General features: G+C 71.8%; 7 protein-coding genes. 6 read left to right on the top strand and 1 reads right to left on the bottom strand.

Annotated features, from left to right (window positions below):
• Positions 1 to 17 precede the first annotated feature (17 nt).
• The 3 genes from ACZ562_RS22030 to ACZ562_RS22020 all read left to right on the top strand — a co-directional run bounded on the left by ACZ562_RS22030 (position 18) and on the right by ACZ562_RS22020 (position 3,918).
• Entirely contained in the window at positions 18 to 1,571 is a 1,554-nt protein-coding gene (locus ACZ562_RS22030) for a sugar ABC transporter ATP-binding protein (protein WP_471181686.1), read from the top strand.
• Positions 1,568 to 2,686: an ABC transporter permease gene (locus ACZ562_RS22025; RefSeq protein ID WP_471181683.1), complete on the top strand. Its 1,119-nt coding sequence runs from the start codon at positions 1,568 to 1,570 to the stop codon at positions 2,684 to 2,686. Before ACZ562_RS22030 ends, ACZ562_RS22025 begins: the two co-directional genes overlap by 4 nt.
• A 68-nt stretch (positions 2,687 to 2,754) precedes the next feature.
• A complete protein-coding gene (locus ACZ562_RS22020) occupies positions 2,755 to 3,918 on the top strand; it encodes a substrate-binding domain-containing protein (RefSeq protein WP_471181681.1) in 1,164 nt (387 codons plus the stop codon).
• A 21-nt stretch (positions 3,919 to 3,939) separates the two neighbouring features.
• On the opposite strand, the gene ACZ562_RS22015 is transcribed toward ACZ562_RS22020, so the two are convergent.
• Positions 3,940 to 6,462: a SpoIIE family protein phosphatase gene (locus tag ACZ562_RS22015; RefSeq protein WP_471181678.1), complete on the bottom strand. Its 2,523-nt coding sequence runs from the start codon at positions 6,460 to 6,462 to the stop codon at positions 3,940 to 3,942.
• 139 nt (positions 6,463 to 6,601) lie between these two features.
• Here ACZ562_RS22015 and ACZ562_RS22010 point away from each other — a divergent pair, with 139 nt between their 5' ends.
• The 3 genes from ACZ562_RS22010 to ACZ562_RS22000 all read left to right on the top strand — a co-directional run bounded on the left by ACZ562_RS22010 (position 6,602) and on the right by ACZ562_RS22000 (position 14,246).
• Entirely contained in the window at positions 6,602 to 9,976 is a 3,375-nt protein-coding gene (locus tag ACZ562_RS22010) for a pyruvate carboxylase (RefSeq protein ID WP_471181675.1), read from the top strand.
• Between the two features lie 125 nt (positions 9,977 to 10,101).
• On the top strand, positions 10,102 to 12,798 hold the full coding sequence (locus ACZ562_RS22005) for an MGH1-like glycoside hydrolase domain-containing protein (RefSeq protein WP_471181673.1): 2,697 nt from the start codon (positions 10,102 to 10,104) through the stop codon (positions 12,796 to 12,798).
• A complete protein-coding gene (locus ACZ562_RS22000; protein ID WP_471181670.1) occupies positions 12,795 to 14,246 on the top strand; it encodes an alpha-amylase in 1,452 nt (483 codons plus the stop codon). The genes ACZ562_RS22005 and ACZ562_RS22000 overlap by 4 nt, the downstream gene beginning before the upstream one ends.
• The last annotated feature ends 23 nt before the right edge of the window (positions 14,247 to 14,269 follow it).

Raw genomic sequence — 14,269 nt, 5'->3', positions numbered from 1 at the left:
ACTGATGTGATGGGGAGATGTCCGTGCACGACGCTCCCGACCCCCCTGAGAAGGCGGTCCCGTCCCTCGGGGAGGAGTCCCTGGTCCGCGTCCGCGGGCTGGTCAAGCGCTTCGGCGGAACCCTCGCGCTGGCCGGGGTCGACCTCGACGTGCACGCCGGCAGTGTCCTCGCCCTGCTCGGCCCCAACGGCGCCGGAAAGTCCACGCTCATCAAGGTGCTCGCCGGCGTCCACCACGCAGATGCCGGGCAGATCACGGTGGACGGGCACCCGCTCGGGAGTCATGCCGCCTCCCGCGGCATGTCCTTCATCCACCAGGACCTCGGGCTCGTGGAGTGGATGACGGTCGCCGAGAACATCGCCCTGAGCACCGGATATCCGCGCCGCGCCGGACTGATCTCCTGGCGGCGCACCCGCGAGCGCTGCCGGGACGCCCTGCGGATCGTCGCCGGACACCTCGACCCGGACGCACCGATCGCCCGGCTCGCCCCGGCCGAACGCTCTCTGGTCGCCATCGCCCGGGCCCTGGCGGCCCGGGCGAAGCTCATCGTCCTCGACGAGCCGACCGCCCGCCTTCCCGCCGCCGACTGCGCCCGGCTCTTCCGCGTCCTGCACGCCCTGCGCGACCGGGGGCACGGCATCCTCTACGTCAGCCACCGCCTGGACGAGGTGTACGAGGTAGCCGACACCTTCGCCGTCCTGCGCGACGGCCGCCTCGTCAGCCACGGCTCGCTGGCGGGGCACAGCCCGGCCCGCCTGGTGCACGACATCGTCGGCGGGGAACTGACCGGCTACCGCCCGGCCACCCTCCCGGCCGGCGGTCCGGCCCTCCTGACCCTCGACCGTGTACGGACCGCCGGTGCGGGACCGGTCAGCCTGGAGCTAGGGGCCGGGGAAGTCCTGGGGCTGGTCGGCCTCTCGGGCGCCGGGCACGTGGATCTGGGCCGGGCCCTCGCCGGTTCCCGGCCCTTCATCGACGGGCGCGCCCTGCTCGGCGGCCGGCCCTACAACCCCGGCACCGTCGCCGGCGCCGTCGGCCGCGGCGTCGCCCTCGTACCCGGCGACAGACAGCGGGAGGGCTGCCTGGCCGAGCTGACCGTGCGGGAGAACCTCCTGGCCAATCCTCGCGCGGGAGGCCCGCCGGTGTTGCGCTGGATCAGCCCCCGCCGCGAACGTGCCGCGGCTGCGACCCTGATCGAACGCTTCTCGGTGCGTCCCCGCGACAGCGAGGTCCCCATCGCCACCCTGTCCGGCGGAAACCAGCAGAAGGTCATGATCGGCAGATGGCTCAAGGGGGGACTGCGCCTGCTGATCCTAGAGGAGCCGACCGCGAGCGTGGACGTCGGCGCCAAGGCGGCGATCTACCGGCTGCTCGACGAGGCGCTGGCCGCAGGCCTCGCGGTCCTGCTCATCTCCACCGACTTCGAGGAGGTCGCGGGCGTCTGCCGGCGCGCCCTGGTCTTCGTCCGCGGGTACGTGACGGCCGAGCTGAGCGGTGCGTCCCTCACCGTCGCCGGGCTCACCCGCGCGGCCTCGGCCATGCCCCCTTCCGGGGCCGCGGCGAACCCATGACCGCCCCACCCGCCCCCTCCTCGCCCGGCCCGCGGCACCGGGCGAACCGGCAGCGTCGGCGCGGCCGGCCGGGCGGGCACTTCATCGGCGCCTACGGCCTTCTGGCCCTCACCGCCCTGCTCTTCCTGATCTTCTCGCTCACCCTGCCGCGCACCTTTCCCACAACGGACACCGTCGACTCGATCCTGTCCGGCCAGTCGATCCCGGCCGTCCTCGCGCTCGCCGCCATGGTTCCCATCGTGACCGGCGCATTCGACCTCTCCATCGGCTACGGCCTCGGCCTGGCGCACGTGACGGTGCTGCAGCTGGTCGTCACAGCAGGGTGGCCCTGGCCCCTCGCCTGCCTCGCGGTGATCGCCGGAGGTCTGGTCGTGGGCGTCCTCAACGGCCTCATCGTCGAGTTCGGCCGGATCGACTCCTTCATCGCCACCCTGGGGACCGGCAGCATGATGTACGCCGTGACCGGCTGGATCACCGACGGCGGCCGGATCGTCCCCGGCCCGCAGGGCCTCCCGGCCGGCTTCACCGACCTCTACGACTCCACGTTCCTCGGCCTTCCGGTCCCCGCCTTCTACGTGCTCGCCCTCGCCCTCGCCCTCTGGCTGGTGCTGGAGCGGCTGCCGCTCGGCCGGTACCTCTACGTCGTCGGCTCCAACCCGCGCGCCGCCGACCTCGTCGGCATCCCGACCCGCAAGTACACCGTCTACGCCTTCGCCGCATCGGGGCTGATCGTCGGCTTCGCCGGCGTGCTGCTCGCGGCGCAGCAGCAGATCGGCAATCCGAGCGTCGGCCTCGACTACCTGCTGCCCGCCTTCGTCGGTGCCCTGCTCGGCGCCACCGCGATCAAGCCGGGCCGCCCCAACGCCCTGGGCACGGTGGTCGCCGTCGCCGTCCTCGCCGTCGGTCTCACCGGCATCGGCCAGATGGGCGCCGACTTCTGGACGGTCCCGCTGTTCTACGGCGGCACCCTGCTTGTCGCGGTCGGCCTGGCGGGTTACGCCGCCCGCCGCCGCGTGCGCACCGGCGCGGCCACGGCCCGCGACGCACCCCCGGGACCGCCCCCGCCGCCGTCCCCTCCGGCGCAGCACGGCGGCCCGGGGGACACGAGCGGATGACTCACGCCACGGGCGCCACTTCCCGCCCCGACCGCATCCTCCCGCTCATTCCTCTGCGAGGAGTTCCCGTGCACGGCAACCGCAAAGTCACCCCCCGCGTCTTCGGGGTCCGGCTCGCCTCCTGTGCCCTGCTGGGCACGGCGACCGTCCTTGTCGGCTGTGAACGCGGTCCGTCGGACGGCCCGAGGGAGTCCACGACCGGCCCGAGCGGCTGTCCCGCGGTCCACGCCCGGGCCCAGGCCGCCGTCAGGCAGGCCGAGCAGACCGACGTCCCCTGGAACGGCCCGGCCACCGGCCCGGCGGCGGTGTCCGGCAAGACCCTCGTCTACGTCGCCCAGACCATGACCAATCCCGGAGTCGCGGGCGCCGCGAACGGGGTGAAGGAGGCCGCGCGGGTCATCGGCTGGAACGTCCGGGTGATCGACGGCGGGGGCACCCCCGCCGGCATCCAGGCAGCGATGAGCGAGGCCGTGGCCCTCAGGCCCTCGGGTATCGTCATCGGCGGATTCGACCCCAACTCGACCTCGCAGCAGGTCGGGCGGGCCAACTCGGCCGGCATCCCGCTCGTCGGCTGGCACGCCGTCGCCTCACCCGGCCCGAGCGAGCGGCCCGAGCTCTTCACCAACGTCACCACCAGGGTCGAGGACGTGGCCCGGATCAGCGCACAGTGGGTGATCTCGGACTCCCTGGGCAACGCCGGGGTGGTGATCTTCACCGACGCCTCGATCCCCTTCGCCAAGCACAAGTCCGAGCTGATCAGGCAGCAGCTGCGCACCTGCTCGGGGGTGCGGCTCCTGGCGTACGAGAACATCCCGATCCCCGACGCGAGCAGCCGCACCCCCCGGGAGGTCTCGTCCCTCCTGTCCCGCTTCCAGAGCAGGTGGACGCACTCCGTCGCCATCAACGACCTGTACTTCGCCGACGCAGCCCCCGCTTTCCGCGCGGCCGGCGAGAAGGGCTCCGGCCCGCCCTTCAACATCGGCGCCGGCGACGGCGACCCCTCCGCCTTCCAGCGCATCAACTTCAGGCAGTACCAGGCGGCCACCGTGCCCGAGCCGCTGTCCCTGCAGGGCTGGCAGATCGTCGACGAGTTCAACCGCGCCTTCTCCGGCCGTCCCGCCAGCGGGTACGTGGCCCCCGTGCACATCACCACGGCCGCCAACAGCGACGGCGCCACGGCCTGGGACCCGACGGGCTACCGGGAGGCGTACCGGAAGATCTGGGGCAAGTGAACGCCGCACGGCTTGTGTGGTTCACGCCGGGCGGTACTCGGTGAGCAGCAGGGCGATGTCGTCCACCCTGTCGGGGCGCTGGCGGGCGTCCCGCAGCAGAGCGTCGGCCAGATCATCCAGGCGTCCCCCGCCCTTGCGCGCCAACGCGGCCCGGAGCCCCTCGATGTCGGAACCGATGTCCGAGTCCCGTCTTTCGACCAGCCCGTCCGTGTACAGGGCCAGCACCGATCCGGGCACGAGGCGCACCTCCGACTCCGGATAGGGAGCCGTGGGCTCGACGCCGAGCGGCGGGCCGCCGGGCACGTCCAGGATGTCGGTGTGTCCGTCCGGCAGGCGCAGCAGGGGCGGGCAGTGACCCGCGCGGACGATGCGCACGACCCCCGAGCGGGGATCGAGGCGCGCGTAGCAGCAGCTGGCGAGCAGGCTGGGGTCGAGGTCCAGATGGAGCCGGTTGGTGCTGGCGACGACGTCGCCCGGGCTGTGCCCGGCGGTGACGAAGGCCCGTACCGCGCTGCGCAGCTGGCCCATGACCGCCGCGGCGGCCACGTTGTGTCCCTCGACGTCACCGACGATCAGCGCGACCTCCTCGCCGGTGGGGATGACGTCGTACCAGTCGCCGCCGATGTCCATCCCCCTGGTGCCCGGAAGATAGCGTCCGGTGATACGCAGGTGCGGCAGCTTGGGCAGCCGGTGCGGCAGCAGCGCGTTCTGCAGACCGCGGGCGAGGGCGAACTCGGCGTCGTAGAGCCGGGCGCGTTCGAGGGCATGGGCGACCAGACCGCCCATCGCGGTGAGCAGTCCGCGCTCCTCGTCGGGGAACCGGTGGATGTCCTCGAAGCCGAGCATGCAGGCGCCGACCGGACGGTTGGAGGCGATCAACGGCAGGAACGCCCAGGAGTTGGAGTGACCGAGCTGCACTCCCGGATACCTCTCGAGGAGCTCGTCCGGGGACTCGACGAAGAGCGGGGCGCCGGAGGTCAGCGCGTCCGTCACGGGCAGCCGGGCATGCAGCGGGGTGCCCTCGAACCGGGCGAGGAAGCTCCTGGAGTAGCCGCGTTGCGCGATCGTCCGCAGGCGCTGCTCCTCCACCACGGCGATCGCCAGCCGCTGTCCGCCGACAGCGGGCAGCAGCTGATCGGCGACCGCATCGCACACCTCGTGAGCGGTGACCGCCTCGGTCAGGGCGCTGCCCAGCTGGAGTACCCGGTAGAGGGCACCGAGGCGCGGTACCGCGGGCAAGGGCGACAGCGTGAGGGGCGGGCCCTCCTCCGAGACGGCCGTCCCGGGCCCGGTCCCGGCCGGCACCGGCTGCCGTGCGGGGGCCGCCCACCCCGTCATGCCCTGCCCGCCCGGGTGGAGGGAGAAGACGAGCCATTCGTCGGGCGGGCGCCGGACCAGGAAGGACACCGGCCGCTGGGAGACCACGGCGGCCCGGTAGCGGTCCTCGTAGACCGGATCGGTCAGCCAGGGCAGGACGTCCCAGGGGCGCCTGCCGAGCAGTTCGTCCTGGCGGACCCGCAGCAGATGCTCCAGGCTGTGATTGGCATAGGTGAAACGTCCGTCCGGGGCGAGCGCGAAGAAGCCGTCCGCGAGCCGCTCGATCGCCGCGACGGCCGCCATGCCGCTTCCCGAGTCGAGTACGGCGCCGACCAGATGGCACGAAGCCTGCGCGCCGTCCGGACTCTCGGGCACCCGGCCCCACAGCTCCACGGTGCGCTGCCCCCCGCCGCTGTCCCTGATGCGCAGGCAGTGCGCGAGCACATGGCCCTCTTCGACCGCGCCACGCGCGGCGGACCGGAAGCCGGGCAGATCCGCGGGCTCGATCCTGGCCGCCAGCGTGGCAGCGCGTCCGTCGAACTCGCGGGGCGGGATCCCCACGATCGCGCACAGTTCGTCGTCGGCCGTGAGGGCTCCGGTGTCGAGGTTCCAGTCGTACAGTCCCACCCGGATCACCGGAGCGGACGGCACCGGGACCACGACGGGAGAGGTCCGCTCGCCGGGCTCGCCGAGCGCCCCGCGGGCGCTCAGCCCGGCGAGGGCGGTGCCCAGCCGGTCGGCCGCGGAGCGCAGCTGCCGGCGTTGCGCCCTCGACAGCCCCGTCCCCTCCGGCTTGGGCGTCCACAGCACGGCCAGCACCCCGAAGGTACGCCGGCCCGCCCTCACGGGGACCGATGCGGAGCCGAACGGGTAGGGCACGGAGACCGAGAGCTGGGGGAAGCGCCGCATCGTCTCCTCGGCACCGGACAGGTGGACGAGGCGCCCTGAGCGGTACGCCTCCGCCACGGGGATACCGCTGTTCACCGGAACACGCCGCCATCCCCCGAGCAGGGAGGGCGGCGTCCCGCACGCCGCGGACAGGACGAGCGAGCGACGGTCGCCGGAGAGCAGGAACACGCTCCCGGCATGCGCTCCGGTCGCCTCCACCGCACTGATGACGGCGCTGACCAGTGCGTCGTCGCGCTCGGGCGCTTCCCCCGCAGGCGCGATGCCGAACGGGTACGAGCTCGATGCCATACCGTTGGCCGACACGTTGCCCTCGATCACCCCTGGAGAATTTGTTCCATTTTAAGGTGGTCGAAGGCTGTTTTGGCTTCTTGGCAGCCACGTGATCGGGCTCTCATGGCACAGCGACGACATTGCCGAGAACATGGTGGTCTTCACCGGCAGGCCGAAGGGATCGGGAATGCTTCGCAAGGTACTGGTCGCCAACCGTGGTGAGATCGCGATTCGTGCGTTCCGTGCCGGTTATGAGGTGGGTGCGAGGACGGTCGCCGTCTTCCCCCACGAGGACCGCAACTCACTGCACCGGCTGAAGGCCGACGAGGCCTACGAGATCGGTGAGCCCGGGCATCCGGTGCGGGCCTATCTCTCGGTCGACGAGGTCATGCGGGCGGCCCGGCTGGCCGGCGCCGACGCGGTCTACCCGGGATACGGGTTCCTGTCCGAGAACCCCGAGCTGGCGCGGGCGTGCGAGGAGGCCGGCATCACGTTCGTCGGGCCGAGCGCGCACATCCTCGAACTGACGGGCAACAAGGCGCGCGCCGTCGCCGCCGCCCGCGCGGCCGGCGTACCGGTGCTGGGCTCCTCGGAGCCCTCCACCGACGTGGACGAACTGGTGCGGGCCGCCGACGGGATCGGCTTTCCCGTGTTCGTCAAGGCGGTCGCCGGCGGCGGCGGGCGGGGCATGCGCCGCGTCGAGGCCCCCGCACAGTTGCGCGAGGCGATCGAGGCGGCGGCGCGCGAGGCGGCGTCCGCGTTCGGCGACGCCACGGTCTTCCTGGAGAAGGCCGTCGTGGAGCCCCGCCACATCGAGGTGCAGATCCTCGCCGACGGGCACGGCAACGTCATTCATCTGTTCGAGAGAGACTGTTCGCTGCAGCGCCGCCACCAGAAGGTGATCGAGCTGGCGCCCGCCCCGAACCTCGACCCGGCCCTGCGCGAGCGGATCTGCGCCGACGCCGTGAGGTTCGCCCGGGAGATCGGCTACCGCAACGCCGGCACCGTGGAGTTCCTGCTCGACCGCGACGGGAACCATGTCTTCATCGAGATGAACCCGCGCATCCAGGTCGAGCACACGGTGACCGAAGAGGTCACCGACGTCGACCTCGTGCAGGCGCAGCTGCGTATCGCCGCCGGTGAGACGCTGGCCGACCTCGGACTGTCCCAGGAGACCGTCACCCTGCGCGGTGCCGCACTGCAGTGCCGGATCACCACCGAGGACCCGGCCAACGGCTTCCGCCCGGACACCGGCAGGATCAGCGCCTACCGCTCGCCCGGCGGCTCGGGCGTCCGCCTCGACGGCGGCACCACCCACGCCGGTACGGAGATCAGCGCGCACTTCGACTCGATGCTGGTCAAGCTCACCTGCCGGGGCCGGGACTTCACGACCGCGGTCAACCGGGCCCGGCGCGCCGTGGCCGAGTTCCGCATCCGCGGCGTGGCCACGAACATCCCGTTCCTGCAGGCCGTCCTCGACGACCCGGACTTCCAGGCAGGCCGGGTCACGACCTCGTTCATCGAACAGCGCCCGCACCTGCTCACCGCACGCCACTCCGCCGACCGCGGCACGAAGCTGCTCACCTACCTCGCCGACGTGACGGTGAACAAGCCCCACGGCGAGCGTCCCCACCTGATCGACCCGGCCACCAAACTGCCTCCGCGGCCCGCCGCCGAACCGCCGGCCGGCTCGAAGCAGAAGCTGGTCGAACTCGGCCCGGAGGGCTTCGCCCGGTGGCTGCGGAAGTCTCCGACCATCGGTGTCACCGACACCACGTTCCGGGACGCCCACCAGTCGCTGCTGGCCACCCGGGTCCGCACCAAGGACATGCTCGCCGTCGCCCCCGTGGTGGCGCAGACCCTGCCCGAGCTGCTGTCCCTGGAATGCTGGGGCGGTGCCACCTACGACGTCGCCCTGCGCTTCCTCGCCGAGGACCCCTGGGAGCGGCTGGCCGCACTGCGCGCCGCCGTACCGAACATCTGCCTGCAGATGCTGCTGCGGGGCCGCAACACCGTCGGGTACACGCCGTACCCCACCGAGGTGACCGACGCCTTCGTGCAGGAGGCCGCGGACACCGGCATCGACATCTTCCGGATCTTCGACGCGCTGAACGACGTCAGCCAGATGCGGCCCGCCATCGACGCGGTGCGGGCGACCGGCACGGCCGTCGCCGAGGTGGCCCTGTGCTACACCTCCGACCTGTCCAACCCGTCCGAGCAGCTGTACACCCTGGACTACTACCTTCGCCTCGCCGAGCAGATCGTCGAGGCGGGCGCCCATGTCATTGCCGTCAAGGACATGGCGGGGCTGCTGCGTGCCCCGGCCGCGGCGACCCTCGTGTCGGCGCTGCGCCGCGAGTTCGACCTGCCCGTGCACCTCCACACCCATGACACGGCGGGCGGCCAGCTCGCCACCTACCTCGCCGCGATCCAGGCCGGCGCGGACGCCGTCGACGGTGCGGTGGCGTCCATGGCGGGCACCACCTCGCAGCCCTCGCTGTCGGCGATCGTGGCGGCGACCGACCACTCCGCCCGCCCCACCGGCCTCGACCTGAGGGCCGTGGGCGATCTGGAGCCGTACTGGGAGAGCGTCCGCAGGATCTACGCGCCGTTCGAGGCGGGCCTGGCCGCGCCGACCGGACGCGTCTACGACCACGAGATCCCCGGCGGCCAGCTCTCCAACCTGCGCACCCAGGCGGTGGCACTGGGCCTCGGTGACCGGTTCGAGGAGATCGAGGCGATGTACGCCGCCGCCGACCGGATCCTCGGCCACCTGGTGAAGGTCACCCCCTCGTCCAAGGTGGTCGGCGATCTCGCCCTGCACCTGGTCGGCGCCGGGACGACGCCTCAGGAGTTCGAGGCGACGCCGGACAAGTTCGACATCCCCGACTCCGTCATCGGTTTCCTGCGCGGTGAGCTGGGGACTCCGCCCGGCGGCTGGCCGGAGCCGTTCCGCAGCCGGGCGCTGGAGGGCCGCGCCGACGCCAGGCCCGCACAGGAACTGACGGCGGAGGACCGTACAGGCCTTGAGAAGGACCGGCGCGCGACGCTCAACCGGCTGCTGTTCCCCGGGCCGACGCGGGAGTTCGAGACGCACCGTCAGACCTACGGCGACACCAGCGTGCTGGACAGCAAGGACTTCTTCTACGGCATCCAGCGCGGAAAGGAGTACTCGGTCGACCTCGAGCCCGGTGTCCGGCTGCTCATCGCGCTGGAAGCCGTGGGCGAGGCCGACGAACGCGGCATGCGCACCGTGATGTCCACCCTGAACGGCCAGCTGCGGCCGATCCAGGTACGCGACGTCGCCGCGTCGTCCGACGTACCGGTGACCGAGAAGGCCGACCGTGCCAACCCCGGCCATGTCGCCGCGCCGTTCGCCGGGGTGGTGACCCTCGCGGTCGCCGAGGACGAAGAGGTGGCGGCCGGCGCCACGGTGGCCACCATCGAAGCGATGAAGATGGAGGCCGCGATCACCGCGCCCAAGGCAGGGCGGGTGTCCAGGCTGGCGATCAACAAGATCCAGCAGGTGGAGGGCGGTGACCTGCTCGTCGAGATCGCCTGACCTGCCGCGGGCGGCACCTCCACCGGAACGGTGCCGCCCGCATCCGTACGCGCCGCTGCCATTGCGGCCCGGTCCGAGTCGTCCGAATCTGGACGCATGTGCCGGGTTGGCGAGGAGGTCGGGCGATGACGGGTGGCGGTGGCGCACCGGAGGCGGAGCGGCGGCGGCTGGCGGAGGCCGACGGAGGCGCGCTGCCCTGGCGGCGCTGGGGCCCGTACCTGAGCGAGCGGCAGTGGGGAACGGTCCGGGAGGACTACAGCCCCGACGGCGAGGCCTGGTCGTACTTCACCCACGACCAGGCCCGCTCCCGCGCCTACCGCTGGGGCGAGGACGGCATCGCCGGGGTCAGCGACGACAAGCAGCGGCTGTGCTTCGCGCTGGCCCTGTGGAACGGCCGCGATCCGATCCTCAAGGAACGGATGTTCGGGCTGACCAACGCCGAGGGCAATCACGGCGAGGACGTCAAGGACTACTACTTCCACCTCGACAGCACGCCCACGCACTCGTACATGAAGTACCTGTACAAGTACCCGCAGGGGGAGTTCCCCTACGGCGACCTCGTGGCCACCAACCGGGCCCGGAGGGAGCGGGGGCGCAAGGAGTTCGAGTACGAGCTCCTCGACACCGGGATCTTCGACGAGGACCGCTACTTCGACGTGTTCGTCGAGTACGCGAAAGCGGGGCCGGAAGACCTGCTGGTCGAAATCACCGCGCACAACCGCGGGCCCGACGAGGCCACGCTCCACCTGCTGCCGACCCTGTGGTTCCGGCACACCTGGTCGTGGGCCGGCGGCACGGCGGTACCGAGTCTGCGGCAGACGCCGGGCGCCATCCGGGCCGACCACGAGGACCTGGGCGCGCGCTGGCTGTACTGCGAAGCGGACGCGCCCTCGCTCTTCACGGAGAACGAGACCAACAACCAGCGGATCTTCGGCAGCCCGAACGCCACGCCGTACGTCAAGGACGGCATCGACCGCTGCGTCGTCCACGGCGAGACGGGCGCCGTCAACCCGGAGCGCACCGGGACCAAGGCGTCCGTCCACCATGTGCTGACCATTCCCGGCGGAGGGAGCGCGACCCTGCGCCTGCGCCTGAGCGACACCGAACTCGGCGATCCCTGGCAGGAGTTCGACGCCACGCTGGAGGCGCGCCGGACCGAGGCCGACGAGTTCTACGAAGGCGTCCACCCCGACGGGATGAGCGAGGACGAGCGGCGGCTGGTCCGGCAGGCGCTGGCCGGGATGCTGTGGAGCAAGCAGTACTACTACCTGGACGTCGAACGCTGGCTGACCGAGCACGGCGTCGATCCGCTCGGCGCCGACCCCCGGATCCGCAACAGCACCTGGTACCACATGATCAACGACGAGATCATGTCGATGCCGGACACCTGGGAGTACCCGTGGTACGCCGCCTGGGACCTCGCCTTCCACACCCTCGCCCTCGCCATGGTCGACATCGCCTTCGCCAAGGGCCAGCTGGACCTGCTGCTGCGCCGCCTGTATCTGCACCCCAACGGCCAGATTCCCGCGTACGAATGGAACTTCGGCGACGTCAACCCGCCGGTGCACGCCTGGGCGACGCTCTTCGTCTACGAACTGGAGAAGCACCGCACCGGGCGCGGCGACCGCGCCTTCCTGGAGAACGCATTCCAGAAGCTGATGAAGAACTTCACCTGGTGGCTCAACCGCAAGGACGTGGACGGCAACAACGTCTTCCAGGGCGGCTTCCTCGGTCTCGACAACATCGGAGTCTTCGACCGCAGCGCACCCCTGCCCACCGGAGGCCACCTCGACCAGGCCGACGGCACCGCCTGGATGGCGCTGTACTGCCAGAACCTCCTGGAGATCGCCGTCGAACTGGCCGTCGACAACCCCGTGTACGTCGAGCAGGCACAGACGCTGTTCGAGCATTTCGCGTGGATCGCGGTCGCCACGAACCGCATCGGCAGGGGCAACGAGAGCCTGTGGGACGAGGAGGACGGCTTCTTCTACGACGTCCTGCGGCTGCCCGACGGCACCGCGACCCCGCTGAGGGTACGCTCCCTGGTCGGGCTGATCCCGCTCGCCGCCACCAGTGTGGTCGGCGGCTGGGCCGACCGCCGATTCCCCGAACTGGTCACGGGCGCACGGGAGTTCGTCGAGCGCCATCCGTCCGTGCAGGCCGTTGTCGCCTCCCAGCACACGCTGGGGCCCGGCGCTCAGGGACGGCATCTGTTCGCCCTGTTCGGTGAGGACCGGCTGAGGCGCATCCTGGCCCGCATGCTCGACGAGGACGAGTTCCTCGGCCCGCACGGCATCCGCTCGCTCTCCCGCCACCACGCCGCGCACCCCTACAGCTTCGAGGTGCACGGCCAGACGTACGGCGTCGGCTATCTGCCCGCCGAGTCCGACTCGGGCATGTTCGGCGGCAACTCCAACTGGCGCGGCCCGGTCTGGTTCCCGGTCAACATCCTGCTGATCCGGGCCCTGCTGAACCTGCACGCCTACCACGGCGACGACTTCACCGTCGAGTGCCCGACCGGCTCCGGCCGGCAGTTGAACCTCTACGACGTCGCCCGCGAGATCTCCGCCCGGCTCACCTCGACGTTCCTGCGCGACGAGGGAGGCCACCGTCCGGTGCACGGCGCCCAGGCCAAGTTCGCCAAGGACCCGCACTGGCGGGACCTCATCCTGTTCTACGAGTACTTCCACGGCGACAACGGCGCGGGTCTCGGCGCCTCGCACCAGACCGGCTGGACGGGCCTGGCCGCGGTCACCGCGACCCTGTTCCACGTGATCGGCCCGGGGGACTGGGGCGCCCTGCGCGAGGAGCCGCTCTCATGACGGTGATCTACGAGATCAACACCGTGGTCTGGCTGGGTGAGTTGAGTGTCCGGTACGGGCGGCCCGTCACCCTGGGCGGGGTGCCCGGCGAGGTCTGGGACGAGATCGCCCGGCCGGGCATCGACACCGTCTGGCTGATGGGCGTCTGGGAACGCAGCCCGGCCGGTCTGCGGATCGCGCTGCGCGACGAGAGCCTGCTGAGGTCGTTCCGCGATGCCCTGCCCGACGTCACCGAGGCGGACATCGACGGATCCCCCTACTGCGTACGGAACTACGTCGTCGACGAGTCCCTCGGCGGACCGGAGGGACTGGCCGCGGCCCGTGCCCGGCTTGCGGCGCGGGGACTGCGGCTGATCCTCGACCACGTCCCCAACCACGTGGCCCCCGACCACCCCTGGCTCACCGAACGCCCCGGCTGCCTGATCGGGGGAACGCGGCAGGATCTGGCCCGCGCGCCGCAGGACTACCTCGAAGCCGGCGGACAGGTCTACGCCCGGGGCCGTGACCCGTACTTCCCGCCCTGGCCGGACGTGGTCCAGCTCAACGCCTTCAGTGACGACCTGCGTGCCGCGGCGGTGGACACGCTCGTGTCCATCGGCGACCAGGCGGACGGCGTGCGCTGCGACATGGCGATGCTGCTGATGAACGACGTCTTCGCGAAGACGTGGGGAGACCGGGCGGGCAATCAGCCCGCGGAGGACTTCTGGCCGTACGTGATCGCGCGCGTGCGCGAGCGCCACCCGGACCTCCTCTTCGTGGCGGAGGCGTACTGGGACCTCGAATGGGCCCTTCAGCAGCAGGGCTTCGACCACTGCTACGACAAGCGGCTCTACGACCGCCTGCGCCACGAGGACGCCGGTTCCGTACGCACCCATCTCCAGGCCGACCTCACCTGTCAGCGAGGCCTCGTCCGCTTCCTGGAGAACCACGACGAGCCGCGGGCCGCCGCCACCCTGCCCGGTGCGCGGGGACGGGCGGCAGCCGTGGCCGTCGCGACCCTGCCCGGTGCGACGCTCTGGCACGAGGGCCAGTTCGAGGGCCGCCGGGTGCGCCCGCCGGTGTTCCTCTCCCGCAGGCCACAGGAACCTGTAGACGAGGTGTCGCGCGCGTTCTACGACCGTCTGCTGCCGGCCGCGGCCGCCGTACGCCGGGGTGAGTGGCGGCCGCTGGCCCCGACGGGCTGGCCGGACAACGACACGCACCGCAACCTGCTGGCGTGGGCGTGGACCCACCCGGACGCGCGTCACCTGGTCGTCGTGAACCACTCCGACCGCCCGGCGCAGGCGCGGGTACCCCTGCCCTGGGACGACCTCCGAGGCCGCGTGCACCGCCTGACCGACCTGCTCACCGGCCGGACGTACGACCGCGGGGGCGACGAACTGGCCGGCCCGGGCCTGTTCGTGGCCCTGGACGCCTGGCAGGGGCACGTCCTCTCGGTATCGGCTTGAGCGTCCGCCCGGGAGCCTCCCGG

This window comes from Streptomyces sp. NPDC040410 (assembly GCF_055595715.1).
The sequence above is the reverse complement of the archived record's forward strand: the minus strand, read 5'-3'. Positions and strand labels throughout refer to the sequence as shown.

Coding starts and splice junctions, on each gene's coding strand:
- ACZ562_RS22010 (WP_471181675.1), top strand. CDS start 6,602: ATGCTTCGCAAGGTACTGGTCGCCAACCGTGGTGAGATCGCGATTCGT.
- ACZ562_RS22025 (WP_471181683.1), top strand. CDS start 1,568: ATGACCGCCCCACCCGCCCCCTCCTCGCCCGGCCCGCGGCACCGGGCG.
- ACZ562_RS22000 (WP_471181670.1), top strand. CDS start 12,795: ATGACGGTGATCTACGAGATCAACACCGTGGTCTGGCTGGGTGAGTTG.
- ACZ562_RS22005 (WP_471181673.1), top strand. CDS start 10,102: ATGACGGGTGGCGGTGGCGCACCGGAGGCGGAGCGGCGGCGGCTGGCG.
- ACZ562_RS22030 (WP_471181686.1), top strand. CDS start 18: ATGTCCGTGCACGACGCTCCCGACCCCCCTGAGAAGGCGGTCCCGTCC.